We start from the raw sequence: 25,509 nt of genomic DNA on the forward strand, positions 1-25,509 counted from the left end.
GAGCAATAAAGCGGGCCACAGCGCTTGACGTTGCTGTGGCCCGCTTTATTGCTAGTTGAGTTTAGCCCCGGTCAACCTGACGGAGGAACGCCGGGATGTCGTAGTCCTTGGGATCATACTGACTCTGGCCGCGTGAAGATGTGCGGATGGTCGAGGACGGAGAAGGAATCGGGTCGAGTCGCCCGCTGCTGAGTGCGGTTTGCGCTTCGTTGAAGCCGGTGGCTATCACGGTGACGCGCACTTCATCGCCCGCATTTTCGTCAAAGCTCACTCCGAACAGCATGTCGGGGTCGTCGTAGCCGGTGGCGTCACGGATCTTCTCGACGATTTCGTGGGCGTCGTTCATCGAGAGGTCGTAGCCGCCGGTCACGTTGACCAGAATGCGTCGCGCTCCTTCCACGCCGCGCTCGAGGAGCGGGCTGTTGATGGCGCTCGTGGCGGCTTCCTCGGCCAGTTTATCGCCGCGCCCCGAGCCGATGCCCATCAGCACTGCGCCCGCGTTGGAAAGGAGGTTGCGGACATCGGCGAAGTCCACGTTGATCATGCCTTCGACGTTGATCACGTCACTGATGCCCTTGACACCGTAGTACAGCACCCGGTCAGCGATCAGGAAGGCGTCGCGGATGGCGACTTTCTTGTCGATGGCGGTCAGCAGCTTTTCGTTGTTGACCACAATCATGCCGTCGACCCGTTCCTGAAGCTTGATGATGCCTTCCTCAGCGACTTTGCTGCGGCGCGGCCCCTCGAATTTGAAGGGCCGGGTCACGATGCCCACCGTCAGGATGTTCATTTCGCGGGCGACCTCGGCCACCACCGGAGCCGAGCCGGTGCCGGTGCCGCCGCCCATGCCCGCCGTGATAAAGAGCATGTCAGTGCCCTCTAAGTACTCTTTGATGCGCTCACGGTCTTCCATGGCCGCTTTTTCGCCGACTTCGGGGTTGGCTCCAGCGCCCAGCCCACGGGTCAGGCGGTCACCGAGTTGGATTCTGACTTCGGCGTGGCTTTTGGCCAACACCTGCGCGTCGGTGTTTCCGGCGATAAACTCCACGCCTTCGAGTCCCGACTCAATCATGCGGTTGACGGCGTTGTTTCCTGCTCCACCGAGGCCGATTACACGAATTCTGGCCGCTTGCATCAATTCTTCTCCTTAAGACCGGAAGCTGTCTTCCGTACACTTGATAGTTTAACGCAAGGATACCGTCTAAAAGCCTTGGGCATGGTGGGGTGGTCTGTGCCGCGCTTAAAAGAGCGCTCAGATTTTCTCATCAATGCAAAGAAAAAGCGCCTCGGCAGGTGGGCCGGGGCGCTTTGAGAGCGGTGGAAACAGACTACAGAATGCGGCGGGCGCTGACGTAGCGGCTCGACCAATACGGATTAGACAAGTTGTCAACCATAGTGCGCCCGTAATAGCTGTTGGCGTTGGCAAAGCTGCCGTTGCCCAGATAGATGGCCACATGCGAGATGCCGCCGCCCATGGTGCTGAAGAACATCAGGTCGCCTGCTTGCAAGCTGCTGCGTGACACGGCGTAGCCGCTGCGCGACTGTGAAGCGGCGGTGCGCGGCAAAGACACGCCCATCGAGCGGTAGACCGCTTGGGTGTAGCCGCTGCAATCCAGTCCCCAGTTGCCGGTGCCGCCGTGGGCGTAGCGGATGCCCAAAAAGCGCAGCGCGGCGGAGCGGATGGTGCTGTTCCCGCCGGACTGGGGCGCGGCCGCCGTCGCCTTGGCCGGGCTGGTCTGGCCGCCGACATTCAGGCGCTGGCCGATTTGCAAGGTGGTGCTGCTCAGACCGTTGAGCTGCATCAGCTTTTGCGGCTGCAAATTGTAGCGCTGGGCGACGCTGGACAGCGTGTCTCCGGCCCTGACGGCGTAGGAGGCGGCGGTGGCGCTGCCGCTCAGGGCAACTACGGTCAGGAGGATTCGGAAGGCGTTCATGAATAAGAGAAGTTTATCAGGCCTTTAACTTTGAGCCATTCACGCTCAGCTTATTTTAGAGTCTTGGATGTTCTGGACGACAAAAAACCGACATAAAGGCCTATCTCATTTACTGAAATCTACTGCGCCGCTCTCATCTAGCTCATCTTCAGGCTCACGTGTGATTTTTCTAGCTTATGGGGCTTATGGGTGTCTGATGCACACTTAAGCTTCGGTTCTCTGAGATTGAGTGAGTCAAGACTCATTTTTCACATCTTTCTCGCTCCCCAAAAACTCGTTAAGCGCTCAGGGTCTAAACTTAAGCGATGCGTCTGGCTCTTTTTAGCGATATTCACGGCAATTTGCCTGCTTTGGAGGCGCTGCTGGCCGATTTGAGGATTCAAGCGCCCGATTTTTTGCTGTGCCTGGGGGACGTAGCAATGACGGGCCCCTTTCCCAACGAGTGCTTGCAGGCGGTGGCGGCGCTCGACTGTGATTTGGTGAGCAGCGGTGTGGTGATGGGCAACGCCGATCAAGCTCTGCTGGAACCGCTGCCCGCTTTCGTGCCGCGTGGTTTGCCAGACGAGCAAGAAATCTACGACTTGGACGCTTGGAGTCACGCGGCGGTGGGCGAGAAAGAGCGCGAGTGGGTGCGGGCCTATCAGCCGACCTTGCGCCCCACCCCAGAATTGCTGGCCTTTCACGGCAGCCCAGCGAGCAACACCGAGGTGCTGGACGCGGGTAGCCCGCAGGAGCGCTTGAACCAACTCCGCGCCGAGTACGGCGACGCGCCGCTGTGGATTGGCGGCCACACCCACCGCCCGCTGCTGCGGAGCTTGGATGGTTGGACGCTGCTCAACCCCGGATCGGTCGGAATGCCGTTTGAACTCAGAAACGGCCACTACGTCAATCCGGCCCGCGCCGATTACTTGATTCTGGACTTGGTGGCAGGGGTGTTTCAGCCTCAGTTTCGGCAGGTGCCGTATGCGCCCAGAAGAGTACAGAACGGCTTTTTGGGTGCCAAAGTTCCCCACGCCGCCAAGTGGGTAGCCGAGTGGGTGGACGTGCGCTGAACAGGTCGAGCACAGCCCTCCTTTCGCTTCACCTGCTGACCAAGCAGAGTACCGGGCTCCTTTTCCGCTAATCTGACAAGCATGAGCATTCATATCAACGCCGAAGTCGGCCAAATCGCCCCCACCGTCTTGCTGCCCGGTGACCCGCTGCGGGCAAAGCACATTGCCGAAACTTTTTTCACCGACCCCGTGCAGCACAACGACGTGCGCGGCATGCTGGGCTTTACCGGCACCTACAAAGGCAAGCCGGTTTCGGTGCAGGGCACCGGCATGGGTATGCCCAGCGCGGGGATTTATATCCATGAGCTGATCAACTCATACGGCTGCAAAACCCTGGTGCGGGTCGGCACCTGCGGCAGTTACCACGAGGAAGTGCATGTGCGCGACCTTATTTTGGCGCAGGCGGCTTCCACCGATTCCAATATCAACAACATCCGCTTTGGAGCCAAAAACTACGCGCCGATTGCCGATTTCGGCTTGCTGCTGCGGGCTTATCAGGTGGCCCAGCAGCGCGGCCTGCGCTCACACGTCGGCAATGTCATGAGCAGCGACACCTTTTACCACGACGACTTCGACCAGTACAAAATCTGGGCCGAGTTCGGTGTGTTGGGCGTGGAGATGGAAGCCGCGCAGCTCTACACCTTGGCCGCCAAATTTGGCGTGCGGGCGCTGACCATTCTGACGGTATCGGATCACCTGATCACCCATGAGGAAACCACCGCCGAAGAGCGCCAAGTGACGTTCAACGGGATGATTGAAGTGGCGCTGGATGCGGCGCTGGAAACCGCTTAAGGCGCGAATTTTGCTCGACTGAGTCGGTAAAACCGCAGCCGGTGCTTGGGGCGTTTTCAAGCATCATCCGTGTGCGGTGAAGCGGCGGCATGGTCACAACTCAGGATGAAGAAGCAGGCGGCCAAGTTATCTCAGCCGCCTGCTTCTTCATCTAGCCGAGTGAACTCATAAGTGTCCTACTCAGAACCGCTCAGTCACCGTCTTGAGCTGCATGAAGTTGCCCAAATACTCCGGCCCACCGGCTTTGCTGTCGGTGCCGGACATGTTGTAGCCGCCGAACGGCTGCACGCCCACGATGGCCCCGGTGATTTTGCGGTTGAAGTACAAGTTGCCCACTTCAAATTCGTTTCTGGCCTGCTCCAAGCGGGCGCGGTTGCGGCTGCACACGCCTCCGGTCAGGCCGTACTCGGTGGAGTTGGCGAGTTCCAGGGCGTGCTTGAAGTCGCGGGCGCGGAAGACCGCCACGACTGGCCCGAAGATCTCTTCCTGGGCGAGGCGGGCGTCACTCGGCACGTCACCGAAAATGGTCGGCTGCACGTAGTGGCCTTTTTTGCCGCCGCACTCGCCGGGGGTTTCACCGCCGGTCAGCAGCTTGGCCTCACCCTTGCCGATCTCCTGATACTTGCCGACTTTGTCAAACGATTCCTGATTGACCACTGCTGTGACGTTGCAGTTGGCTTCACCCGTGCCGACGCTGAGCGCTTTGGTGCGCTCCACGAACTGACCCACCACTTCTTCGTAGACCTCGTCCACCACGATCAAGCGGCTCATGGCGCTGCACTTCTGGCCGTTGAAGCCGAACGCGCCCTGCACCGCAGCGGTCACGGCGTTGGGCAGATCGGCGGTTTCGTCCACGATCAGGGCGTCCTTGCCGCCGAGTTCCAAGATGACCCGCTTGAGCCACTTCTGGCCTTTGGGGACTTTGGCCGCCACTTCGTTGATGTGCAGGCCCACGCTGCGCGAGCCGGTAAACGTCACGAAGCGGGTCTGGGCACTCTGAACGAGGTATTCGCCGACTTCCTCACCGACACCGGGTAAAAATTGCAGCACGCCAGCGGGCATTCCGGCTTCCAGCATGATGTCCACCACGAAGCCGGCGATCATGCCCGAATCCTCGGCGGGCTTGGCGATCACGCAGTTGCCGGCGACAATCGGCGCAGCGAACATGCCCGCGAAAATGGCGTAAGGAAAGTTCCACGGCGAAATGCTGACGCCCACGCCCAGCGAGAGGTACATCAAGCCGTTTTCCTCGCCGTCAAACCAGGTGGTTTCCGCCGCGCCGAAGCCCGAATACTTCATGGCCTCGCGGGCGTAGTATTCCAGAAAGTCGATGCCCTCGGCCACTTCCACATCGGCCTCGGCGTAATTCTTGCCGACTTCCAGCGTCATCAGGGCGCAAGCTTCCAAACGCCGCCGCTTGAGGATCGCCGCCGCCTTGAGCAGGATGCGGGCGCGGGCGTCCATGCTCCAGGTTTTCCAGTCGGCCCAGGCCGCCCAAGCGCCGTCGAGGGCACGCTGAGCGTCTTCGATGGTGGCTTTGGCGGTGCTGCCGATCACTTCGGAGGTGTCGCAGGGGTTGGTGCTGTAGAGCTTCTCGGCGGTGTCTACCCGCTCGCCGTTGATGATCAGCGGGTAGTGCTTGCCCAGCAACTCGGCGCGGACTTTGGTCAGAGCCGCTTGGTAAGCGTCCACGTTGGCGGGAACGGTGAAATCGATAAAGGCCTGTGGGCGGTAGGGTTCGACTTTAATCATGGTTGGGTACTCCTTGGGAGGGGGGTGTGGTGTCTAAGATGTGGGGAAAGTGGGTGAGCGCGGCGATGGCCCTTTCCCGCTCAAGCCAGATCAAATAAAGACTCGTTCTGTAGGTCTAGCCGCCGCATCTGGGCGTCCACTTGCGGGAGGCCCTGCGGATAGAGCTGCGCGGCCACCTGCATCAGAAATTCTCGGGGGTGTTCGGGCAAACTCGGCAGGCGGCCCAGCAAAAACCAGTTCAGATCGCGGTCGTCAAACTCGGAGAGGGCGTAGGCCCAGGTGCGGGCCAGCGCGGCGTCTTGGGCTTCGGTGAGGTTGTCTAGGCTCGGCAAGAGCAACTGGGCCACATAAGCCGCGTCTGCCGGGCGTTCCGGATCAAAAGCCGCCAGCACGTGGTCGGCTTCACTGGAACGCGACGCCCAGCCGAGCAAGCCGAAAAACTGGCCCAGATAAAAGCCGTTGATGTGGTTAGGATCGGGAAAGCGGGCGCTCACGGTGTGACCTTGGCGTCCGAAACTCAGCCGCCGAACATGCCGCGCAGCACGAACAAAGCGTTGCTGGGGCGCTCGGCGATCCGGCGGGAGAAGTACGGATACCAGTCGTCGCCGTAAGGAATATAAGCGCGGACGCGGTAGCCCTCACTCGCCAACTGCTTTTGAAGGTCGCGGCGCACGCCGTAAAGAAGTTGAAATTCAAACTGGTCACGCGGGATGCCGTGCGCCAGCACGAACATTTTTACGTCGTCGATGATGCCGTCGTCGTGCGAGGCCACGTTGGTGTAGTTGCCCGCTTTCAGGTTGGCGTACACCAAGCGGCGGTAACTGGCGTTGATATCGGCCTTGTCCTGCATCGCCACACTTTCCGGCTCGAGGTAAGCGCCCTTGACGATTCTGAGGTTGGGCTTCAGGTCGGCCAAATCGGCCAGATCTTTCTCGGTGCGGTGCAGGTAGCTTTGCAGCACCGTGCCGACATAGTGATGTCCAAATTCTTCAACCAAGCGGCGGAACTGTGCCAACGTCACATCGACGCGGGGGTGATCTTCCATATCCAGCGCCAAAAAGCCGCCGTGGGGTTTGGCCCGGCTCAGGATGCGGCGGGCGTTGGTCAGGCCCAAATCTTCGCCGTCCACTGTCAAGCCCTGCCCCAGGCCCGAGAGTTTCACGGTGATGTACGGCTGAATGCCGGCGGCGGCGGCCTGATCGACCAAGCTCAGAATCTGTTCGGCAAAGGCGTTGGCGGTGTCGGGGCTGTCCACGAACTCGCCGAGCAAATCCAGCAGACCGCCGATCCCGTCTTTTTGCAGGTCTTTGACCGCTTGAATAATGTCGTCGGCTTGGTGGCCCGCCACGAAACGCTGGGCAAGGCCCCAACCGCGTGAACGCATGACGCTTTCCACCGCTTTGTTTCCAGCGACGGTCAGCACAGTTTTGCGGTAGATCTGATCAATCATAATGTGGCTCCTGAAGGCGTTCCCTGCGTTTGCGGCTGAGCCGAGGGAAGCTGAAGTGTTTGAAGTTCGTCCATCACCAGCGCCGCAAAGGTGCGGACGTGCTGCTGAGCAGCGGCGCGGGCCGCCTCGGGGTTGCGGCTGAGCACCGCTTCCAAAATGGCGGCGTGCTGATCATGGGTGCGGGGGTAAGCGTTAAAGGTGCGGGTCTGGTGCTTGATGAGCGACACCCTGACTTCGAGGTCGCGGCACAGCGCAAACAACACCGCGTTATGCGCCGCTTGCGCCACGCGGCAGTGAAAAGCGAGGTCTAGCAAGGTCTGCTCCCGGTAGTTGCTGGGTTTAGCGCTGCTGAGTTGTGCAAGCGCCAGCCGCAAAGCCGCCGCGTCATTGAGGTCGTGCTGCTCAGCCGCCAGCGCCGCCGCGAGGCCGTCGAGTTCTGCCCGCACCACGTACGTTTCAGCAATCTCTTGCCGCGAAAGCTGACGCACCCGCACGCCCTTGTTGGCTTCAGTTTCAATCAGGCCGTCTTGGGTCAGGCGCATCAGGGCTTCGCGGATCGGCGTGCGGCTGACACCCAATCTCGCGCCGAGTTCGACTTCACCGAGGCGCTCGCCCGGCAAAAATTCACCGCCCAAAATAGCTTCACGCAAATGCAGATAAACGCCTTCACGCACCAATGCCGGACGCTCGAAAGCGGGCTTATTGGAGAGTGGGAGCGTCATGTGGATATTGTATACAATCTCGGTGAGAAGTAAAGAGGCTGGGAATGACGGGTTGGGGTGGGGAAGCGCCCACTCATCTACGCAGTTGCCTTGCCCGCCGCCATTCCTCCCGCTGGAAACAGAATTGGCCTCTACCCAAAGTCAGGGATGGACTTTTGCTTTCGACTGTCGAGATATTTGTCTTGACAGTATTTGTTGAAACAAATATATTATAGATATGGCTCCTGTAGAACAATCCCCGGCACACGACGTTTTTCTGGCTGTGCAGCGTCTCGCCCAGCAGCAGGGCGCACAGGTTTCAGAACTTCTCAAAGCGCACGGCGGTCTCAGCGCAGCGCAGTTCAACGTGCTGAGGATCTTACGCGGCGCTGAATCCGGGGAAGGCGGCGAGGGACTGACCTGCGGCGAAATTGGTGAGCGCTTGCTGGCCTATGTCCCGGACGTGACGCGCCTGCTCGACCGTCTGGAAAAGCAGAACCTGATCCGCCGTAGCCGTGAGAGAGCAGACCGGCGCGTCGTGACCAGCCGCCTGACCCCGCTCGGCGCTGACCTGCTGAGCGACCTCGATGTCCGGGTCAATAACCTGCACCACGCGCAATTCGAACACCTGTCAGCCGACCAACTCGCCGCCTTGCTGCGGCTCATTCAAACTGCCGCCCAGCATCCGCAAAGCCCACCTACTCAAGGAGAACCAAGATGACCAGCCAGCCAGCCGTTGACCCCATCCATTTTTCTGCCTCGCTCGCGCCCGCCGAGGTCGAACTCAGCGTGCGTGATCTGGCCCGCAGCGTGGCCTTTTACCGGGAAGTGCTGGGCTTACAGGTGCGTTCACACACCAGTCACCGCGCCGAACTCGGAACCGCCGAGCGCCCGCTGATCGTGCTGCACGCCCTCGACAACCCGCAACCGCCGCAGCGTTCAACGGGCCTCTATCATCTGGCCTTGCTGCTGCCGGGCCGCGCCGATCTGGGGCGTTTTTTGAAGCATGTCAGCGACCTGGGGCTAAGAGTCGGGGCGTCCGATCATCTGGTCAGCGAGGCGATCTACCTGAACGATCCCGACGGACACGGTATCGAGGTCTACCGTGACCGCCTCCGCAGCGAGTGGCCCCAGGTGGACGGACAACTGGTCATGGCCACCGACCCGCTGGACGCTGCGGGCGTGCTCGGCAGCAGCGAGGGCACCGTCTGGACAGGCCTTCCCTCCGGAACCGTGATGGGCCACATTCACCTCAAAGTCAGCGATCAGCAAACGGCCACAGCGTTTTATCAACTCATCGGCTTCGAGTTGACGGTTCAGTTTCTTGGCGCTTCGTTTCTCTCAGCAGGCGGCTACCATCACCACCTCGGCCTCAATGTCTGGGAAAGTCGCGCTGCGCCCGCTCCTGCCGAAGACACACCCGCTTTACGCCGCGCCCATTTTCAGCTTAGCCGCGACGATCTGGCGGGCCTCAAAGAGCGGCTCCAGTCGGCGGGCTTGCCGTTTGAGGAGGGCGAATCGTTTGCCGACCTCACCGATCCAGCGGGAAACCAACTGCGTTTCAGCGTGAATTGATCGCTTGCAGGGTCTTTTCACTCCGCATACAGCGATTCAATCGGGAAAATGCGCTCAGCGAACTGGCGCACGCCTTCTTTTCCGGCCCGCCCCTGACAGCTCTCAGTGCCGAAGCACAGCGTCATGTAGCGGGTGCGGCGTGAGCTGACCAGCACCCGGTAGACGGCGGCCTCACTGCGCGAGCGGGTGTAGTGGCACAGATCGCAGTGCAGAACTTTGTTGCCTTTGGGGTCAAGCGGCGTGAACTCGGCGAGCTGAGCGCCGCTGACCAGGGCCATTCGTCCGTCGGCCACCGCGTACAGGCCCAGAGTCTCGCGGGGCGTGGGATGGTCGCCGAACCATTCCCGCGCCGTTTCGGGAAAAAGCTCGCGCAAAAGGTCGTGTTCGGAGTGTTCGCTCATAGCACCCAGTATAAAAAAGTCGAATAAATTCAAACAGAAGATGCCGCCCATTTCCCGCTTGAAGTGCTAACCGTAACAAAGGCGCTCACCAGTATTCTGTTGGTAAGCTAAAATGAAGGCGTGAGAGCCGGCCAGTGAAAGGAAACGGGTGAAATCGCGCAGCACCAACCGCAGCGGGATCGTGATGCGGCGCAAAGTCACGCCAGCGGGCGACATCATCGTGACGCTGCTGACGCCGCAGGGCAAAATCAAAGCGGTGGCGCGGGGCGGCGTGCGCGGGCAGCAGGCCAGCCGCTTGAACCTCTTTCACCACGTCGGGGTGCAGCTTTACCAGACGCCCCAGGCCGACCTCGCCACCGTGCAGCAAAGCATTTTAGAAGGAGCGCTGCCCAGACTCTCCGAGCCGGAGCGCCACCCCTACGCGCACCTGCTCTCCGAACTGGCCGACGCGCTGTTTCAGGAAGGCGAGTTTTCGGAGCAGGCCTTTGACTTGTACGCAGGCAGCTTGCGCGGCGTTTCGCGTCACCCTGACCCCGAATGGGTGGCGCTGGTGATGAGCTACAAACTGCTGGCCCTAGCCGGATTTGCGCCGCGCACCCGCCACTGCGCCCGCTGCGGAGCCGCCGATCCCTCGCACCCCGATCCGCTGGGCGGCCAACTGCTGTGCGGGGCCTGCTCCAATCAGCCGCCGCACCCCCCTGAGCGCCTTGAATTTCTGCGCGAAGTGCCGCGTCGTAGCGTACGGGCCTTGATGGACGCGCCGCTGATGGCCGAGCAGCGCCCCGCCGTGTGGCGCAGCCTGGAGCGCTTCGTGACGGTGCAGATCGGCAGCGTACAAAGCTGGCGCTCGCTGGTGGGCGGCGATGTGGTGGGGGCTTGAGCGCTGAGCATCCGCACTGTGCTGGGCGTCCGGCAACGCTAAATTGAGCACTATGATTCGCTTTCTCTTTCTACCGACGTCGTGCTTCCTTTTTGCGCTGGGCAGCGGGCTGGCTGCTCCACTCTCCGATTCCGCCGCGCCGTTTCAGGTGAATGTTCCAGACGGCTGGGTACAGCGCCCTTATCCCAATCATTTGCCCGGTGTGCTGGTGATCGCTCCCGGCACGCCGCCGCCGGTGGTGCTGCAATTTTTCTATGCGCCGCACAAGGGAAAGCCAAACGACACCAAGATGCTGGCCGATTTCATTGGCGGTGTGGAAGAGTCGATGAGGGGTGACGGGCGCGGCAGCGTCAAGCAGCTCAGCACCCGTTCACTTGACGTAGACGGAATCAAAGGCACCGAGCGCCAGTATGACCTGACCCTCAAAGCCAACGGCGTTACGGTTCGCACAAAAATCTGGTACGGCGTCAGCGCCAAAAACTTGCTGTCTTTTCAAACGACCATCGGCACGGCGGCCACTCCGGCGCAGGCCGCCGCCTTCGATAAAGCGCTCAAAACGGTGAAATTCAAGCGCTGAATTTTATTGCCTTCAGTCTCGCCTGACCTCGTGATGCACCCTACACCGCGCTTCGTAGGCTTCCTGAGCGCCGACCAGCACCACCGGATCGTCGAAGTGGGCGGGCTGACCGCCGATGAGTCGCTGGGTACGGGTGGCGGGAGCGCCGCAGACCACGCAGATGGCCGTCAGCTTCTCCACGCTCTCGGCGCGTGAAAGCAGTTCCGGCATCACGCCGAACGGTTCGCCCCGGAAGTCCAAGTCGAGGCCCGCCAAAATGACGCGCACGCCTTGATCCGCCAACTCTAGAGCCAGCGGCACCAATCCCTCGTCAAAAAACTGGGCTTCGTCAAAAGCCACCACATCCGGCAAATCGGTGGGCAAGCCGAACAGACCGCCCTCGCCGCTAAGATAAGCGCGGGCGTCCACCGTGCCCGCCACCGCCACCGCCTCGGCGCTCTGGCCGGAATGGCTGGCCACGCGGGTGGCGTGATAGCGGGTGTCGATGGCGGGCTTGAACACCACGGCACGCTGACGAGCGATCACCGAGCGGTTGACGCGGCGAATCAGTTCTTCGGATTTGCCGCTGAACATCGGCCCGACGACGACTTCGAGGTGGCCGCCGGAATAGGGAGACTTGAGCATTCTTTGCGAGAGTGTATCAGGCAAAGGGGGCAGAGTAGGTAGGGAGTGTTCGGTAAACGCCACAAAAAAACCGAGCCACTTGGCCCGGTCTGGTGTTTCAATAAATTGAAAAAGTGCTTTGTTACTCGGTTTTGCCACGGTTGCGGTAGCCGGTGCCGAAGCGCTTGTTGAACTTGTCTACGCGGCCCTCGGCGTCGAGGAAGCGCTCTTCGCCGGTCCAGAAGGGGTGAACGCCGCTCCAGACATCAACGTGGATTTCAGGCTTGGTGCTGAGCGTTTCCAGCACGACTTTGCCTTGATAAATGATTTTGCAGGGAACTGCTTTGGGGTGAAGGTCTTTTTGCATTATGGTTTTCCTTTGCCGTCACGTCGAGGGTGCGTATACGGGCTAACCGAAAAACTATAGCAGCAAAGAGGCCAAAAAGCTAGCGCTGCTCGGCGCTGAGCGGCACTTTGAGGTCGGTTTCGTCTCGGCCCCGCGCCACGTCGCGCACGCTGCGTCGGCCAAAGCTGTGCATCAGGTCGCGCTCGGAAAGGCGCAAGACAGTGGGCCGTCCGTGCGGACATGACCAGGGCTGATCGCAGGCGGCGAGCTGCACCAGAAGGGCTTCGCCGCGCCCCTGATCCAGCATTCCCGCTTTGAGTGCCGGAGCGCAGGCCAAGCGGCCCAAAACTTCGCGCTCGGCGTCACCGCTGACACCCAGCGCCGATTCAATAATTTGCTCGTGCAGCCTCGGCAGCGGCAGGGCAGCGAGGGCAGCAGGCAAACTTCGCAGCCTGACCAGCCCCGCGCCGAATTCTTCCAGCGTCAGGCCCCAGCCTCTGAGGTCGTTGCCCCGCTCGTGCAGGCGGGCAAGCTGTTCGGGGCTGAGTTGCAGCAGTTCGGGTTCCGGCAGCTCAAACGGCGGCTCAGCGCGGAGGCGGCGCGAGAGTTCTTCGTAAAGGACGCGCTCGTGGGCGGCATGGGCATCAATGACCCACAAATCACCCTCACCCTCGGCCAGCAGATAGGTCTGGCGGTAGAGGCCCACCAAAGTCAGGGCCGGAAATGCACCCTTCTGGGTCGGGTTGGGCGCGGGGGCAGGCACCCGCAGCTCCGGCAGCGGGCGCGAGAGCGGGTGCGAGCTGAGCGTCGCCTGCACTGCCGCTGTCACTTTGAGGCAGAGTTCCGGCAAATCAGCCAGCGCGACCACCGCTTTGGCGGGATGGACATTGGGGTTCACATCTTCGAATGGCAAAGTCAAATCCAGCACGCACAGCGGGGCGTGTCCGGCAGAAAGCAGTTCGGCGTACCCGTCGATCACGGCGCGTTCCAGTTCCGGCGGAGCCAAGACGGGGCGGCCATTCACCGAGAAATGCATTCGGTCACGGCGCGGGCGACTCAGCTCGGGGCGGCTGATGACGCCTTGGAAAGTAGGTGTGCTGACGCTGATGACGCGGTTGGCGTTGAGCGGGCCGTAAACGCTCGCCACCGCGCCCCTATGATCGGCGGTTGCATGGAGCAGCCTCGTTTCGCCGTCCAGTGTCAGTTTCCAATGCAGGCGCGGCCAGTGCAGCACGTAGCGCGAGACCAGCGCGGTGATTTCGCGCAGCTCGGCACCCGCTGGAAGTTGGGTGCGGCGGCGGGCGGGCAGATGCCCGAACAGATCCGAGACGCTGACGGTGCTGCCCGCAGGAGCGCTGACTTTGGCAACCTCCACCGTGTCACCGTGTGCGGTGAGTAGGGTGGCCCCCAGTTGCGCGGGCGGGCGGGTAACGAGCCGGAGTTGCCCGGCCTGCGCCGCCGCCCACAGCGCCTCGCCCCGGAAGCCCAGCGTGGTCACACGGTCGACCGATTCGAGTTTGCTGGTGGCGTGCCGCAGCGGCGAGAGCGGCACGTCGGAGGCTGGAATGCCGCTGCCGTTGTCGCGCACCCGAATGAGGCTCAGGCCGCCGCCGTCCACTTCTATTTCAATGCGGCTGGCCCCCGCGTCTAAGGCGTTGTCCAGCAGTTCGCGCACCACGTCTAACGGGCGTGAAACGACTTCGCCAGCCGCAATTAAGCGTGCAGTTTCGGGAGGGAGGAGGCGGATGGTCACGGGGCGGGATGAGGGAGTGAGACGAATAACTCTCGCTCAACACCCCCCCTCACAGCTCCCCCTGCCACTTGTGCAGCGTCGCCAAAGCCTTCAACGGTGTGAGGCGCGTCAAATCCAGCGCCCCTAGTTCGGCGTGTAAGGCCTTCCCTTTGCTCTCGTCACGGGCGTTCAGGCCGCTGAGGAGCGCAGCGGCGCGGGTAGTCACGCGGGCGGGCAACCCGGCCAAGCGGGCCACTTCCACACCGTAGCTTTGGCTGGCCGCCCCAGCAACCACCTGATGGTAGAAAGTCAGCGCCCCGGCGTCTTCCTCGGCAGCGACGTGGAGGTTGATCAAACCGGGCAGCTGGCCTTCGAGGCGGGTCAGCTCAAAATAATGGGTGGCGAACAGGGTGTACGCGCCCGTGTCATGCAGGTGTTCCAGCGCCGCCTGCGCGATGGCGAGGCCGTCTAAAGTGGACGTGCCGCGCCCGATTTCGTCCAGAATAATCAGCGATTTGGGCGTGGCGTGATGCAAGATGCCCGCCAGTTCGTGCATCTCCACCATGAATGTTGAACGCCCGCCTGCCAGATCGTCCGACGCGCCGATACGGGTGTGGATGCTGTCGAAGATGGGGAGGTGGGCCGCATCGGCGGGGACGAACGAGCCGATCTGGTGAAGCAGGGCGCAGATGGCCACGGTGCGGAGGTAGGTGCTTTTGCCGGCCATATTCGGCCCAGTCAGCAGCAGGGTGCGGCGACTCGGCGAGAGTTCGGCGTCGTTGGGCACGAAGGTGCCGCTACTGACCAGCTCCACCACCGGATGTCGGGCTTGGCGCAGGGTCACGGTTTGGTCGGTGTCCTCCAAGGTCTGCGGGCGCGTCCAAGCGCGGGTGGCGGCGATTTCGGAAAGGGCGCACAGCACGTCGAGTTCGCTCAAGGCTCCGGCGGCTTCACTGAGCGCCTCGGCGTGGCCGGAGAGGCCGGCGCGGAGTTCGGTGAATACTTCCACTTCCAGCCGCTCGGCGGCCTGCTCCAGGCGGGCAATTTCGCGCTCACGCTCGCGTAAATCGGGCCGGGTAAAGCGGGCGCGGTCTTTGAGGGTGGCGATCTGGCGGTAATCGGCAGGCACTTTGGAAAGGTGCGCCGCCGTGACTTCCAGAAAGTAGCCGAAGACGTTGTTGTAGCCGACCTTGAGGCTACCGATGCCGGTGCGCTCGCGCTCACTGCGTTCCAGCTCGGCCAGCCAAGCGCGGTGGCCCAGCGCCTCGGTTCGCAGGCCGTCCAGCCCGGCGTGAAAGCCCTCGCGGATCAGTCCCCCGTCGGAAGCCCGAATAGGCGGTTCGTCTACCAGGGCAGAGCGGATCAGGCGCACCACGTCCGGCAACGCGCCTAGCCTTGCCCGCACGCCCGGCAGCAGCCCTGCGCCACTCACCGAACTCAGCAAATCGGCGGCGTCAGGAAGGAGTTCTAAGGTGCGGGCCAGCGAAGCCACTTCGCGGGGTGTGGCGCGGGCCGAAGCGACGCGGGCAGCCAAGCGCTCCAGATCGTGGGCGCGGTAGAGGAGTGCCCGCACGCCGCCGCGCAAATCGCTGGCACGGGTCAGGGCTTCCACCGCGTCCAAACGGGCCTCCAAGCTGAGACGGTCGAGCAGCGGTGAGCGCAGCCACGCCCGCAACCTGCGCCGCCCACCCGCCGTGCGCGTTTCGCCCAGCGCGTCCATCAGGGTGCGGCCCTGCGGCGACTGGGCCGTAAAGATTTCCAGCGCTCTGAGCGCCCATTCGCTCAGGCGCATCTGCGCTCCAGGTTCAAAGCGGCTCAGGCGGCGCACCATCTTGAGGTCTCCGCCCTGCACCCCTGCGTGGATGCTGCGGGCGTAGTTCAGCACCGCGCCGCAAGCTCTGGTCAGGCCCGAATGCTGCTCCAAAACGCCGGGCACCTCGCCCAGTACCGCCACCAACGCTCCTCGGCAAGCCTCGTCTTCAAAGTTGCCGTGCGAGAGCATCAGCGGGAATCTCGATTTGAAATCGCTCAGGAGCGCGGCGTTTTCGGAAAGTTCGGGGGCCAGCAGCACTTCTCTGGCCCGCCAGCGGCTGAGTTCGTCGTAAAGGGCCGTGCGGCTGCCGAACGCGGCACAGCGGAACTCGCCGGTCGAGACGTCGAGCAGCGCCAGCGCGTAGCCGTCGCCGGTCGCCACCGCCGCCAGATAGTTCTCGTCGGCGGTCAGGTGGCGCTCCTCGGTGACGGTGCCGGGGGTCAGCAGCTGAGTGACTTTGCGCTCCACTAGGCCCGCGCCGGCAAGTTCCATCTGCTCGGCCACCGCGACGCAGACGCCTTTGCCCAGCAGACGTTCGACGAAGCTGTCGAGCGTGCGAATCGGGATTCCGGCCATCGGGGTCGAGAAGTCCTTGCTGCTCTTGTGGGTCAGGGCGATGTTGAGCAGGCGGGAAGCGCGTTCGGCGTCCTCGCCAAAAGTCTCAAAAAAATCGCCGCACTGAAACAGCAGCAGCGCTCCCGAATGCTGGGCTTCGATTTCGTCGCGCAGCGCCACGTATTGCTCCAGCATTGGCGGAAGCTTACCGGAGCCGTTTCCCCTGAGTTTGCCGCGCTGCGGATCAAGCGTGAGCGCCGAAATGGTTCCCGTCATCTGCTCAGCAGTCTAGCGTTTCTGTTGTGAGCGTAGCGGGGAGCAAGCTCACGGTTTGAATGTGCAGTATTTGACCAAGTTCAGCTCGCCCGAACTGCGCGTTTGCGGCGCTTGGCTTCGTACATGCGGCTGTCGGCCAATTCGAGGAGCGCCGCCGCGTCTTGCGGCTCAGCGCCTCTGGGGTGGTAGGCCACGCCCGCGCTGGCTCCCGCTTTAGTGAATCCGGCGGTTCGCAGGCGCTGCACCGCCCGCTGCACCCGTCCCAAAGCTTCTTCCTCAGCCAGCGGCGTGAGATTGGGCCACAGCACCGCAAATTCATCGCCGCCGAAGCGGTAGACCTTGCCCTGCGGCATAAATTGCGCCTGCATCTCGCTGGCAAACTTCATCAAGAGCGCGTCACCACGTGCGTGGCCTTCGTGATCGTTGACCAGCTTGAGGCCGTCTAGATCGGCCACCAAGACACCGTAAGGCTCGGTCAGTTCGTCCAAAACGGCCATCGCTTGATTGAAGGCGCGGCGGTTGCCGAGGCTGGTCAAGCTGTCTTGGCCCGCCGCTTCTTCAACTTGTTTGAGGTGAGCTTGGCGCTCCAGTAAAGCCTGAATGCTTCGGGCCGCCGCTTCGCACAGCGCCCGGTCACTGCTGCGCCAAGGCCGGGGCTGTAGCCTGAGCGTGACCAAAACGTACTGCCCATCTTGGTAGCTGCCCAGCGGCAACACCGCCATTGCCTGCACGCCGCGCTCGATAAAGTCGGGCAGAGCGTTCGGATGAGCGGGGTAATCGTCTATAAAAGCCGCCTTTTGCTTTTGGGCTGCCGTGCCGCTCACGCCCTGACGGTAAGCGCTGAGGCTTTGATCCACGGCCAGTTTTAGTTTTGCGGCTTCGCTGCTGTACTGCCAGCCTGTCACCAACTCGAGCTCCGCGCCGCTATGCAGTACCAGCCCCGCCCAATCGACTTCCACCGCTTGGCTGAGCAACTCGGCGCTCATCTGAGCGGCTTTGGCCGGTTCCAGATCGGTGTCAAAGAGGTCGGCGATGGCTGCCAGCGTTTGGGCGTGGGCTGCTGTACGGCGCAACTCATCGACTTGCGCGGCGCTGGCGGCCACTTGGCGGCTGAGTTCCAGTTGGTTGACCCGCAGTTCCAGCGCCTCCATCACCACCGCGCCGAAGATTTTGAGCATCAGCAGTTCCCGCTCACCGAAAGGATGCGCCTGGGTGTCGATAACGCACAGCGACCCGAGGGCGTGTCCATCTGGGGTGACCAGCGGCACGCCGGCGTAAAAAGAGATGTGCGGCTCACCCACCACCAGCGGATTGCCTTCAAAACGCGGATCATTGGCAGCGTCTTCGACGATCATCACTTCGTTACTCAAGATCGTCCAACTGCAAAACGACACTTCACGGAGCTCCGTGCTGGTCTCCATGCCAACACATGATTTTCCCCACTGGCGAAACTGATCTACAAAATTAATCAGCACGATAGGCACTTTCAAGACTTCTGCCACCAAAGCCGTGAGCCGGTCAAAGCTCTCTTCGGGCGCGGAATCCAGAATGCTGTAGCGGGCCAGAGCCATCAACCGTGCGTATTCAGATTCGGGGAGGGGAGCCGCTTGCATTACTCAATTCTGCTCTTTGTCCGCTCTCTTTGCTCTGACAAAACATACACTCAAGGTAAACTTCTTCTCAAACAAACGCTCATTCCGTGCCAATGGGAAGCAATGTCAACTTCTCGGGGTTATTTGATAAAGATGAGTAAAGAATGGGACTTTGTGTGAAAACGTCAATAAGGCTCTTTCATCTCGTATTTAGGCTCGGCTTTCATCATATAGGTATGAAAAAGATTCTGATTTTCAGCGTTTTAATCGCCGCTGCAACTTCTGCACAGGCTGCATCGGCACTGTCTCATACGGACACCAATTTCTTAAATAAAGCGGTCATGGGCAATATGTTTGAGATTCAGGCCTCGCAATTGGCCCTGACCATGACCAAAGCCCCTGCCGATCAAACTTTTGCCAAGCAAATGATCAGCGACCACACCAAACTGGGCAACGACGTTCGAGCGGCAGTCGCCAAAGTTGACGCCAACATGATGTTGCCGGGCAGCGTATCCAAAGCCCAACAGAGAATGCTGAACAAACTGAAGAAATCGGGCAAGAATTTTGACAAGCTCTACAAAGCCGATATGCTCAGCAGCCACGCCAAGACCATCACCTTATTTGCCAACTACACCGCCTCACGCCACGCCAATCCCACCATCAAAGCGGCCGCGATGAACGCTTTGCCCACCATCAAAATGCACCATGACGAAGCCAAAACATTGCCCAAAATGTAATTGAAACATAAGAGCGCAATCAAAAAAGCAGCGTACCTAATACTTAGGTACGCTGCTTTTTCGGAATCTGTGAATGGGCAGAACTCAATTGACGCTTAGGTAAGCCTTCAAAAACTCGTCGATAATGCTTTTGCCCTGCGAGGTCAAAAAGTCGGATAGGCCATCATTGTTTTGCAGCACGCCGTAATAAGCGCTGCTCCACACGCTGACCGGCTGCTTATACGTGTCGGTGGTTTTGGGCGAAAAATAAGACGTGCTGTCGTACACGTTGATTGAGCCGTACCAAGCGCGGGGCGTGCCGGTGGTTGCGCTGAAATCGAGCGCCACCGCGTAATCAGAGCAAGTTTGAGCGCCGAGTTCTTCAATCTTGATTTTTTTGGCTGCTGCCTGAGCCACGAAATAATCGTAGAGGCCCTGAGCGACTTTGCCGGAAGTGGCGTCCATACCGCCGATGCCCGCTGTAAAAGAGTCGTCGTCCACGCACAGTTTGATGCCGGACAAGTTGTCGTTGTCGTCGACGGCCAAAGCGGGAGAACCCAAACCGAGCACAAGCGCAGTCAGGAGCAGAGTCGTTTTTTTCATGTTGACCTCGCCTCTCATTGCACGCTCTTTGATGGCCCGGTGGTGTGAACCGAGCGTCAATGTTTTCACCCCCACTGGCGGGAGACGGCAGCGGCGGGTAGCAACAAAAAACGCGCCCGAAGACGCGCTTTTCAGAAGTGAGATAAGACTTACGCTTTGGCCTGTGTAAGGCGGCGCGAGACTTCGTCCCAGTTCACGACGCTCCAGAAGGCTTTGAGGTAATCGGGACGCTTGTTTTGGTAGTTCAGGTAGTAAGCGTGCTCCCAGACATCCACGCCCAAGATCGGGGTGCCGGAAACGCCCGCCACCGCTTCGCCCATCAGCGGGCTGTCTTGGTTGGCGGTGCTGACGACGGCCAATTTGCCGCCCTGCACGACCAGCCACGCCCAGCCGGAGCCGAAGCGGGTCTTGGCGGCGTCTTCAAGTTTTTCCTTGAAGGCTTCCATCGAGCCAAAAGCGTCATCGATGGCCTGGGCGAGTTCGCTGCTGGGCTGCGTGCCCGATTTGCCCAAGACCGTCCAGAAGAGGCTGTGGTTAGCGTGGCCGCCCGCGTTGTTGCGCAGGGCAGTCTTTTTGTCGGCGGGCACCTGATCGAGCTTGGTGATCAGTTCTTCCACAGGCAAATCGGCCATCTCGCTGCCTTCGAGGGCTTTGTTGGCGTTGTCGACGTAGGCTTGGTGGTGCTTGTCGTGGTGAATCTCCATGGTGCGGGTGTCGATGTAGGGTTCCAGCGCGTCGTAAGCGTAAGGCAGGGGGGGAAGAGTATAGGTCATGTGGGGTGCTCCTTTTTGAGTTGGGCCAGTGCGGGCGAGGAGGCCCAGCCGCCTCATGGCGTAGTCCTCATCTTAACGCCGCGCCTTGGGGGTTGGGCCTTCAGGGCTTCTTTAGACGCGCCTTGCCAAATTGCCACTCGGCTGAGTTGGCCTTCATGTTTGGCGCTGCGGCTGTGTCTTGTCTGAGGTTTATCTGAAGGTTGTGGCGTGCGGAGAGTGGGGAAGCCCTGAGAATAGACGTTGCTCGACGGGTTCGCGGCAAGTTACGGACTGAGCGCACTCACTCCAGTGTCAGTTTGCCAGTTCGCCCGGCAAAGCGCCGCCCAGCGCCACCCAAGCGCTCAGCAAGTCTTCCGGCGGCGGCGCGGTAAGGTGCAACTCTTCGCCAGTGGTGGGATGCGGAATGGTCAGTTGCCAAGCGTGGAGGGCCTGCCGCCCGATCACTTCGCTGGCGCGGCCATACACCTTGTCGCCCACAATCGGGCTGCCGAGGTGAGCCAAGTGGACGCGCAATTGGTGGGTGCGTCCGGTACGCGGCTCACAGCGCACCAGGGCCAGCGTGCGGCCGTGTCCGTCTGGATGCTGGGCGAGCGGCACGAAACGGGTCTGGGCGTCGCGCGAGTTGCTGCCGCCCACCGTCATGTGCTGGCGCTCGATCAGGTGGCGTCCAATCGGGGCGTCCACTTCAGCGACCCGCTCGGCTTTCCACTGGCCCGCCACGATCGCCAAGTACACCTTCTGGGTTTCGCGGGCCTTGAAGCTCTCCGAGAGCGCCGCGTGGGCCGCCACCGTCTTGGCCACCACGATCACGCCGCTGGTGTCTTTATCGAGGCGGTGGACGATGCCGGGGCGGTAGCCGCCTTCGGTGTCAAAATCGTCTTGCTCCGGCAACTTCATGCGGCCCAAGAGGGCATTGACCAAGGTGCCGGACGTGACGCCGGGAGCCGGATGGGTGGTCATTCCGGCAGGTTTGTTAAGGGCGACCAGGGCGTCGTCTTCGTAGAGCACTTCAAGAGTCACGTCTTCCGGCAGGACGTGAGCGCTGCGCGGCGGCGGCAAGGTCAGCGACAGGGTTTCGCCGCCGCGCAGCTTGGCACTGGATTTGGCGGCGAGCTGGCCGTCTACCAGCACTTGCCCTGAGGCGATGAGTTGAGCCACCTGCGAGCGGGATACGCCCGACAGCTCGGAAAGCGCCGCGTCGAGGCGTCCGGCGACGGCAGTAAAGGTAAGGGGGTCAGCAGACATCCCTCAAGTGTACAGGCCCGAAGTGTGGGGAGCAGAGAACGGCTATTCGTCCCAATCGTCCAAAATAATGTCGTCCAACGCGCCACCCTGGGCTTTTCGGGCGCGTTTGTTCTCGGCGCGGCACTCTTTTTTGCGTTTGGGCTTGGGCGGCAAGCCGATTACGTAGCGGCCCTGCCCGCAGCGAGCTTCCACCTCGCCGAGCTTTTCAAACGGATCGCTTTTGCCCGCGCCCGCCGCGTGGAAATGCTGAGCGCCGCAAAACGGGCAGGCGGACACCACCCAAAAGCCCACCGAAGTGCCGGGCAACTCGCGGAAGGCTACGGCGACATCGGGAACGCGGGGCGCTTTAGGCTTGGCCATACTGGCAAAAAGGTAACGCAGCCGCACCAACAAGACTGTGAGACGTGCAGGCGGCGTGTTGGCCCTGTTCCTCACCCGACTTGGGAGCGCTAGGCTTCCTCGCCTTCCGGTTCCAGCAAATACGTCACCACGCTGCGGGAGTGCAGGAATCCGGCGCGGGTGTACAAAGTGCGGGCTGGCCCTTCGTGGTCGTGGGCACGCACCTGCACCGCCCGCACTTCGGGGCGCTCAAAAGCCCGCTTCGCGGCGTGCATCAGCAGGGTTTTGCCGTGTCCCTGTCCGCGCTCGGCGGGATGAACGGCGAGGTAGGTCATGCGGGCGAGGTCGCCGTCGAGTTCGGTTTCGGCAAAGCCGAGCGCCTTGCCGCCGCGCCTGAGCACGCTGATCTGCACGTCGGGCGAGTGCAGGTGGGTCAGCAGTTGCGCCTCGCTCCAGTGCAGCCGCTCGCTCCAGGTGTCTTCGGCGGCGCGGTAAAGGGCGCGGTAGGTTTGGGTATCGGCGCTGTGATCTATTAGCAGGCCGTCTGTCAGCGCCGCCGCCGCGCCAAGCTGACCGCGTGACAAGCGGTAAAAATCGGTGGAATGCATCGGCAAAAAAGCCGCCGCTTCCAGCGCTCCGCGCACCGCCACGTTGTCGCGGGCGGCAAACGCGTACACGCTTTGGTTGTCGCTGTGTTTGAGAGCCGCGCCGAGCAGGCGGGGCAAATTGCCCGGCGTCTCTGAAAGCGGGCCTTCGAGCAGGAGACCGTCTTGAAACGGCGACAGCGCCGCGAACGCCGTGACGCTGCCGAGGTCGTCGGCGGTCACCAGACAGGTTTTGCCGCTGTTTTCAAGCGCCAAATCGTCGGGCGTGCGGGCGTCTGGAGCGAAGACTTCGCGCTCTGGAGCGCCGTCCATCCAAGAAAGTAAGCTCACCACATCTGGGCCGTCGCTGGACTGCAAGCTGCGAATCATTGACCTGACCTCCCTTGACAAGTGGAAAAGACAGAAACTCAAAACGGTGTTGGACGCTTTTCAGTGTAGACGTACATCGGTGAAGGCGAACTGTAAATCCTCACGGCATTTTCCCGCGCGGGCGTGCTAGACTTTGTTCATGCCCTGAACTGGGTACGGACTGCACTCTCCCACGCAACGCCACGACGCGCGTTTCGGGGGATTTTTTGTTTTTGGCAGGTCATTTCCTTTTTGGCAAAGCAGCGGGCCGGCAAACCAAATGGAAAACCCAACAAGCACGCCAAGGAAGGCAACACCAGGGAGGGGTCGCTTTGAAAGAGCAGACAGGTTCGCAGACAGATTTGATGGCCTTACGCGCTCAGCTCGCCAAAGCTGAGAAGGCCAGTCGGCGTAAGCCCGCTCCCGCGCCCAAGCCAGCCAACTTGGCCCTCAAGCCGCTCAGCCCGCAGCGCGAAGCCGAGTTGCAGGGGGTCAGCACCGATGATTTTTTGCTTTCCCGCGCCCACTCCCGGCTGCGCGAGGCGGTCTACGAGGGCCACTATCACGTCTGCACCCACGCCACCCACCACGCCCGCGCCGAGGGATTCTTGGAACACGACATCATGCAGGTGCTGCTGTCCGGGCGGGTAAGGGCCATCTATCCGCAGGAGCGCCGCTGGTTGGTGGCCGGGTATTTTGAAGCTTGCACCATCAAATTGCCGCTTCACGTCGTCGTGCAGCTTGAAACTGTTGACACTCCGGCGGGTTCGGTGGACTTTTTGGACGTAGTGACGGCCTTTGTGCCCAAGCATCCGCATCACATCATCAGCCGTGTCCGCCTCGCCGTGCTGCTGCGCTACGACGACGAAACGGTGCAGCACCGGATGTCAGTGGTGGCCAACCGGGTCGGACACAAAAGCAAAGGCAAGTGGAAACGGGGAGCTTAGGCCTTAACCCTAAAAAACGTTCCACCCGCTGTTGTATTCGGGACAGGCCATATTCCAGATGCTCTGGCTGAGCAGCGCGTTGCTGACTGAGATGACTGTGCCGCTGCCGCGATTGACCGAAGTGACGCCGCTCGGGGCTTTGACGCTGAGGAGGCAAGCCGGATTGGCCGAATCTTTGCCGAATTGCACGGTACTGCGAACAGCGTTGGCCCGCACATATAAAATCTCTTTGAAATTCACGAGGTAGCTGCGCGAAGCTGTATCGGTGGATGAGGGGGTCTGTACCGCCGAGCACTCCGTTCCGCAGCGCTGAACAGCCACGCTTTGGCCGCTCAGCACAGGCGCGGTTGGTATGGTTCCACAAGCCACCAGCATCAGCGGCAATACCATGAATTTTTTCACATCCTCATCATGACAAGATTGTGGGAGTTTTGTCAGAGTGGTGCCGTCACGATAAAGGGCTACTTTCTTTAATGGAAAATGTGAAAAAGCCCACGTAGACCTCCTTCTCCACCCGCCGGGTCGAAAGTATGGGATCTGCCCTCCCCAATAGATTAAGATTATTTAAATGTCTTGCGGCCATGTTTTCGTCCAGTCGCAGAGCAAAAGCGGCCTTACTACTCGCTCCAAAGCGCTGACCTCTTCTGCGACGCTATGCTGAGCAGATGACTGCTGCTTCCCCCAATCCTGCCCGCGAGGTGGCCCTCCGGGTGCTGACCCGCGTGCTCGGCGGCGCTTACGCCTCCGCCGAGCTTGACCGTGAACTCAAACGCGCCCATTTGGCGGGCCGCGACTCGGGCCTGGCCACCCAACTGGTCTACGGCACCCTGCGCCACTACCGGCGGCTCAACGCCGCGCTGACACCGCTGCTTCAGGAAAGCACCCGCGACAGCACCCGCGCCGTGTTGCTGGCCGGAGCGTACGAAAAATTCGTGCTGGAAACGCCGGTTCACGCTGTGGTCAACGAGTACGTGGACTTGGCACGCGGCGGCTTCGGCCCGCCCGGACTGGTCAACGCGGTGCTGCGGCGCTTGGAGCGGCTACCCAATGTCTCGGCTTTGCCCGAATGGTTGGAAGCCGAGCTGCAGGACGCTTACGGTTCACAGGCGCGGGCGGTGCAGGAGAGCTTGCTCGAACCTCAACCGCTCTGGCTGCGGCTGACGCCTGAAGGTGTGGGTGCCCTGCGCGGCGAGGGCAGCGAAGTGGAAGAGGGTTACGGCGACGTTTACCGCGTCTCACTTTCACGGCCTCTGGGCGTCACCTCGGCGTTTAAGAGTGGCTGGGCGCAGCCTATCAATCCGGCGAGCTTCGCTTGTGTGCTGGCCCTCGGTGAAGTGGAGGGCGTGCGGGTGCTGGACTTGGCCGGCGGCGCGGGCGTTAAGGCGGCCATGCTGGCTTCCAGGGGCGCACAAGTCACCAGCGTCGATGCCAACGAGAAGAAGGCACGCCCAGCGCGGCAAAATATGGGTAGGCTGCACCTCAAAGCCGAGTTTTTGACCGCAGATTTGACTCGGACCCCTTCCGATCTGGCCCCCGCCCAACTGGTCTTGCTGGACGCGCCTTGCAGCGGCAGCGGCACCCTGCGTGCTCACCCCGAAATCGCTTTGCGCCTGACCGAGCAGACCGTTAGCGAACTGGCCGAGCTGCAAGCCAAGCTTCTCCGTGCCTGTGCGCCGCTGGTGGCACCGGGCGGCACACTCGTCTACAGCGTGTGCAGCATCAGTGCCTCCGAGGGGCCAGCGCAAATGCAGCGCTTCTTGGCCGATCATCCTGACTTCGCGCCCGCCCCGCTGCCGGACTTGCTGGTGCCCGTAACTGAGCGGGGTGCAGGCGTCCTGACCATGATGCAGGGCGGCATAGATGGCTTTTATATCGCCCGGTTGCAGCGGCGTTAAGCGGGGG

27 protein-coding genes are annotated in these 25,509 nt (G+C 61.4%); 9 read left to right on the forward strand and 18 right to left on the reverse strand.

All coding sequences use genetic code 11. The features are described from left to right. Positions 1–61: 61 nt before the first annotated feature. Both ftsZ and EHF33_RS00510 read right to left on the reverse strand, forming a co-directional pair. The gene (gene ftsZ, locus EHF33_RS00505; protein WP_124867133.1) at positions 62–1,135 is read right to left on the reverse strand and encodes a cell division protein FtsZ; all 1,074 of its coding nucleotides are present in this window, start codon (positions 1,133–1,135) and stop codon (positions 62–64) included. Between the two features lie 193 nt (positions 1,136–1,328). After that, on the reverse strand, positions 1,329–1,934 hold the full coding sequence (locus EHF33_RS00510; RefSeq protein ID WP_124867134.1) for a C40 family peptidase: 606 nt from the start codon (positions 1,932–1,934) through the stop codon (positions 1,329–1,331). A gap of 305 nt (positions 1,935–2,239) precedes the next feature. Between EHF33_RS00510 and EHF33_RS00515 the strand changes: the two genes are divergently transcribed. Both EHF33_RS00515 and deoD read left to right on the forward strand, forming a co-directional pair. Continuing rightward, entirely contained in the window at positions 2,240–2,986 is a 747-nt protein-coding gene (locus EHF33_RS00515) for a metallophosphoesterase family protein (protein WP_124867135.1), read from the forward strand. Between the two features lie 81 nt (positions 2,987–3,067). Continuing rightward, entirely contained in the window at positions 3,068–3,778 is a 711-nt protein-coding gene (gene deoD / locus EHF33_RS00520) for a purine-nucleoside phosphorylase (protein ID WP_124867136.1), read from the forward strand. 180 nt (positions 3,779–3,958) lie between these two features. Here the strand turns inward: deoD and pruA are convergent, their stop codons facing one another. The 4 genes from pruA to EHF33_RS00540 all read right to left on the reverse strand — a co-directional run bounded on the left by pruA (position 3,959) and on the right by EHF33_RS00540 (position 7,702). Further along, a complete protein-coding gene (gene pruA, locus EHF33_RS00525) occupies positions 3,959–5,530 on the reverse strand; it encodes an L-glutamate gamma-semialdehyde dehydrogenase (RefSeq protein WP_124867137.1) in 1,572 nt (523 codons plus the stop codon). Positions 5,531–5,610: 80 nt separating this feature from the next. Further along, the gene (locus tag EHF33_RS00530; protein ID WP_124867138.1) at positions 5,611–6,024 is read right to left on the reverse strand and encodes a hypothetical protein; all 414 of its coding nucleotides are present in this window, start codon (positions 6,022–6,024) and stop codon (positions 5,611–5,613) included. Between the two features lie 23 nt (positions 6,025–6,047). Continuing rightward, on the reverse strand, positions 6,048–6,980 hold the full coding sequence (locus EHF33_RS00535) for a proline dehydrogenase family protein (protein ID WP_124867139.1): 933 nt from the start codon (positions 6,978–6,980) through the stop codon (positions 6,048–6,050). Continuing rightward, complete coding sequence (locus tag EHF33_RS00540; RefSeq protein WP_124867140.1) at positions 6,977–7,702, reverse strand: GntR family transcriptional regulator; 726 nt, start codon at positions 7,700–7,702, stop codon at positions 6,977–6,979. The genes EHF33_RS00535 and EHF33_RS00540 overlap by 4 nt, the downstream gene beginning before the upstream one ends. A 217-nt stretch (positions 7,703–7,919) precedes the next feature. Between EHF33_RS00540 and EHF33_RS00545 the strand changes: the two genes are divergently transcribed. Continuing rightward, positions 7,920–8,402 (forward strand): MarR family winged helix-turn-helix transcriptional regulator, encoded by a 483-nt coding sequence (locus EHF33_RS00545; RefSeq protein ID WP_164473367.1) that lies wholly within the window; start codon positions 7,920–7,922, stop codon positions 8,400–8,402. Continuing rightward, positions 8,399–9,256 carry a VOC family protein gene (locus EHF33_RS00550; protein ID WP_124867141.1) on the forward strand — a complete coding sequence of 286 codons (858 nt, stop codon included), beginning with the start codon at positions 8,399–8,401 and terminating at the stop codon, positions 9,254–9,256. Before EHF33_RS00545 ends, EHF33_RS00550 begins: the two co-directional genes overlap by 4 nt. Before the next feature lie 17 nt (positions 9,257–9,273). Here the strand turns inward: EHF33_RS00550 and EHF33_RS00555 are convergent, their stop codons facing one another. Further along, a complete protein-coding gene (locus tag EHF33_RS00555) occupies positions 9,274–9,657 on the reverse strand; it encodes a hypothetical protein (protein ID WP_124867142.1) in 384 nt (127 codons plus the stop codon). Positions 9,658–9,805: 148 nt separating this feature from the next. On the opposite strand from EHF33_RS00555, the gene recO reads away from it, so the two are divergent. Together recO and EHF33_RS00565 are read left to right on the forward strand one after the other, a co-directional pair. Then, complete coding sequence (recO, locus tag EHF33_RS00560; RefSeq protein WP_124867143.1) at positions 9,806–10,537, forward strand: DNA repair protein RecO; 732 nt, start codon at positions 9,806–9,808, stop codon at positions 10,535–10,537. 52 nt (positions 10,538–10,589) lie between these two features. Then, positions 10,590–11,114: a hypothetical protein gene (locus tag EHF33_RS00565; protein WP_124867144.1), complete on the forward strand. Its 525-nt coding sequence runs from the start codon at positions 10,590–10,592 to the stop codon at positions 11,112–11,114. Between the two features lie 12 nt (positions 11,115–11,126). On the opposite strand, the gene EHF33_RS00570 is transcribed toward EHF33_RS00565, so the two are convergent. From EHF33_RS00570 to EHF33_RS00590, 5 genes are all read right to left on the reverse strand, one after another. After that, positions 11,127–11,738, reverse strand: a complete 612-nt coding sequence (locus EHF33_RS00570) for a thymidine kinase (RefSeq protein ID WP_124867145.1) — start codon at positions 11,736–11,738, stop codon at positions 11,127–11,129. Between the two features lie 121 nt (positions 11,739–11,859). Next, positions 11,860–12,084: a 50S ribosomal protein L31 gene (gene rpmE, locus EHF33_RS00575; protein WP_124867146.1), complete on the reverse strand. Its 225-nt coding sequence runs from the start codon at positions 12,082–12,084 to the stop codon at positions 11,860–11,862. A gap of 79 nt (positions 12,085–12,163) precedes the next feature. Beyond that, entirely contained in the window at positions 12,164–13,816 is a 1,653-nt protein-coding gene (mutL, locus tag EHF33_RS00580; protein ID WP_124867147.1) for a DNA mismatch repair endonuclease MutL, read from the reverse strand. Positions 13,817–13,865: 49 nt separating this feature from the next. Continuing rightward, on the reverse strand, positions 13,866–16,439 hold the full coding sequence (gene mutS, locus EHF33_RS00585; RefSeq protein ID WP_241191192.1) for a DNA mismatch repair protein MutS: 2,574 nt from the start codon (positions 16,437–16,439) through the stop codon (positions 13,866–13,868). Positions 16,440–16,519: 80 nt separating this feature from the next. Then, positions 16,520–18,052 (reverse strand): sensor domain-containing diguanylate cyclase, encoded by a 1,533-nt coding sequence (locus EHF33_RS00590; RefSeq protein ID WP_124867148.1) that lies wholly within the window; start codon positions 18,050–18,052, stop codon positions 16,520–16,522. A 215-nt stretch (positions 18,053–18,267) separates the two neighbouring features. On the opposite strand from EHF33_RS00590, the gene EHF33_RS00595 reads away from it, so the two are divergent. Then, positions 18,268–18,768, forward strand: a complete 501-nt coding sequence (locus EHF33_RS00595) for a DUF4142 domain-containing protein (protein ID WP_164473368.1) — start codon at positions 18,268–18,270, stop codon at positions 18,766–18,768. 84 nt (positions 18,769–18,852) lie between these two features. Here EHF33_RS00595 and EHF33_RS00600 read toward each other — a convergent pair whose 3' ends face one another. The 5 genes from EHF33_RS00600 to EHF33_RS00620 all read right to left on the reverse strand — a co-directional run bounded on the left by EHF33_RS00600 (position 18,853) and on the right by EHF33_RS00620 (position 22,681). Next, a complete protein-coding gene (locus tag EHF33_RS00600) occupies positions 18,853–19,350 on the reverse strand; it encodes a hypothetical protein (RefSeq protein WP_124867150.1) in 498 nt (165 codons plus the stop codon). Positions 19,351–19,499: 149 nt separating this feature from the next. Further along, on the reverse strand, positions 19,500–20,123 hold the full coding sequence (locus EHF33_RS00605) for a superoxide dismutase (RefSeq protein WP_124867151.1): 624 nt from the start codon (positions 20,121–20,123) through the stop codon (positions 19,500–19,502). Between the two features lie 291 nt (positions 20,124–20,414). Continuing rightward, positions 20,415–21,368 carry an RluA family pseudouridine synthase gene (locus tag EHF33_RS00610; RefSeq protein ID WP_124867152.1) on the reverse strand — a complete coding sequence of 318 codons (954 nt, stop codon included), beginning with the start codon at positions 21,366–21,368 and terminating at the stop codon, positions 20,415–20,417. Between the two features lie 42 nt (positions 21,369–21,410). Then, positions 21,411–21,728: a hypothetical protein gene (locus EHF33_RS00615; RefSeq protein ID WP_124867153.1), complete on the reverse strand. Its 318-nt coding sequence runs from the start codon at positions 21,726–21,728 to the stop codon at positions 21,411–21,413. Positions 21,729–21,817: 89 nt separating this feature from the next. Further along, positions 21,818–22,681 (reverse strand): GNAT family N-acetyltransferase, encoded by an 864-nt coding sequence (locus EHF33_RS00620; RefSeq protein WP_124867154.1) that lies wholly within the window; start codon positions 22,679–22,681, stop codon positions 21,818–21,820. Positions 22,682–22,992: 311 nt separating this feature from the next. Here EHF33_RS00620 and EHF33_RS00625 point away from each other — a divergent pair, with 311 nt between their 5' ends. Then, complete coding sequence (locus EHF33_RS00625) at positions 22,993–23,607, forward strand: hypothetical protein (protein WP_420889949.1); 615 nt, start codon at positions 22,993–22,995, stop codon at positions 23,605–23,607. Between the two features lie 9 nt (positions 23,608–23,616). Here the strand turns inward: EHF33_RS00625 and EHF33_RS00630 are convergent, their stop codons facing one another. Further along, positions 23,617–24,009, reverse strand: coding sequence for a hypothetical protein (locus tag EHF33_RS00630; RefSeq protein WP_124867155.1), 393 nt, complete (start codon positions 24,007–24,009; stop codon positions 23,617–23,619). A gap of 263 nt (positions 24,010–24,272) precedes the next feature. Here EHF33_RS00630 and EHF33_RS00635 point away from each other — a divergent pair, with 263 nt between their 5' ends. After that, positions 24,273–25,502 (forward strand): transcription antitermination factor NusB, encoded by a 1,230-nt coding sequence (locus tag EHF33_RS00635; protein WP_124867156.1) that lies wholly within the window; start codon positions 24,273–24,275, stop codon positions 25,500–25,502. Positions 25,503–25,509: the final 7 nt, after the last annotated feature.

The sequence above is a fragment of the Deinococcus psychrotolerans genome (genome assembly GCF_003860465.1).
GTDB lineage: Bacteria > Deinococcota > Deinococci > Deinococcales > Deinococcaceae > Deinococcus > Deinococcus psychrotolerans.

What these genes read in the sequence shown, in the direction of transcription:
- EHF33_RS00535 (WP_124867139.1), bottom strand. Translation starts at nt 6,980, where the DNA reads ATGATTGATCAGATCTACCGCAAAACTGTGCTGACCGTCGCTGGAAAC.
- EHF33_RS00590 (WP_124867148.1), bottom strand. Translation starts at nt 18,052, where the DNA reads ATGCAAGCGGCTCCCCTCCCCGAATCTGAATACGCACGGTTGATGGCT.
- EHF33_RS00515 (WP_124867135.1), top strand. Translation starts at nt 2,240, where the DNA reads ATGCGTCTGGCTCTTTTTAGCGATATTCACGGCAATTTGCCTGCTTTG.
- EHF33_RS00550 (WP_124867141.1), top strand. Translation starts at nt 8,399, where the DNA reads ATGACCAGCCAGCCAGCCGTTGACCCCATCCATTTTTCTGCCTCGCTC.
- EHF33_RS00570 (WP_124867145.1), bottom strand. Translation starts at nt 11,738, where the DNA reads ATGCTCAAGTCTCCCTATTCCGGCGGCCACCTCGAAGTCGTCGTCGGG.
- deoD (WP_124867136.1), top strand. Translation starts at nt 3,068, where the DNA reads ATGAGCATTCATATCAACGCCGAAGTCGGCCAAATCGCCCCCACCGTC.
- EHF33_RS00555 (WP_124867142.1), bottom strand. Translation starts at nt 9,657, where the DNA reads ATGAGCGAACACTCCGAACACGACCTTTTGCGCGAGCTTTTTCCCGAA.
- EHF33_RS00595 (WP_164473368.1), top strand. Translation starts at nt 18,268, where the DNA reads ATGAAAAAGATTCTGATTTTCAGCGTTTTAATCGCCGCTGCAACTTCT.
- EHF33_RS00615 (WP_124867153.1), bottom strand. Translation starts at nt 21,728, where the DNA reads ATGGCCAAGCCTAAAGCGCCCCGCGTTCCCGATGTCGCCGTAGCCTTC.
- EHF33_RS00635 (WP_124867156.1), top strand. Translation starts at nt 24,273, where the DNA reads ATGACTGCTGCTTCCCCCAATCCTGCCCGCGAGGTGGCCCTCCGGGTG.
- mutS (WP_241191192.1), bottom strand. Translation starts at nt 16,439, where the DNA reads ATGACGGGAACCATTTCGGCGCTCACGCTTGATCCGCAGCGCGGCAAA.
- pruA (WP_124867137.1), bottom strand. Translation starts at nt 5,530, where the DNA reads ATGATTAAAGTCGAACCCTACCGCCCACAGGCCTTTATCGATTTCACC.
- rpmE (WP_124867146.1), bottom strand. Translation starts at nt 12,084, where the DNA reads ATGCAAAAAGACCTTCACCCCAAAGCAGTTCCCTGCAAAATCATTTAT.
- EHF33_RS00600 (WP_124867150.1), bottom strand. Translation starts at nt 19,350, where the DNA reads ATGAAAAAAACGACTCTGCTCCTGACTGCGCTTGTGCTCGGTTTGGGT.
- EHF33_RS00610 (WP_124867152.1), bottom strand. Translation starts at nt 21,368, where the DNA reads ATGTCTGCTGACCCCCTTACCTTTACTGCCGTCGCCGGACGCCTCGAC.
- EHF33_RS00605 (WP_124867151.1), bottom strand. Translation starts at nt 20,123, where the DNA reads ATGACCTATACTCTTCCCCCCCTGCCTTACGCTTACGACGCGCTGGAA.
- EHF33_RS00540 (WP_124867140.1), bottom strand. Translation starts at nt 7,702, where the DNA reads ATGACGCTCCCACTCTCCAATAAGCCCGCTTTCGAGCGTCCGGCATTG.
- ftsZ (WP_124867133.1), bottom strand. Translation starts at nt 1,135, where the DNA reads ATGCAAGCGGCCAGAATTCGTGTAATCGGCCTCGGTGGAGCAGGAAAC.
- EHF33_RS00620 (WP_124867154.1), bottom strand. Translation starts at nt 22,681, where the DNA reads ATGATTCGCAGCTTGCAGTCCAGCGACGGCCCAGATGTGGTGAGCTTA.
- EHF33_RS00565 (WP_124867144.1), top strand. Translation starts at nt 10,590, where the DNA reads ATGATTCGCTTTCTCTTTCTACCGACGTCGTGCTTCCTTTTTGCGCTG.
- EHF33_RS00510 (WP_124867134.1), bottom strand. Translation starts at nt 1,934, where the DNA reads ATGAACGCCTTCCGAATCCTCCTGACCGTAGTTGCCCTGAGCGGCAGC.
- EHF33_RS00545 (WP_164473367.1), top strand. Translation starts at nt 7,920, where the DNA reads ATGGCTCCTGTAGAACAATCCCCGGCACACGACGTTTTTCTGGCTGTG.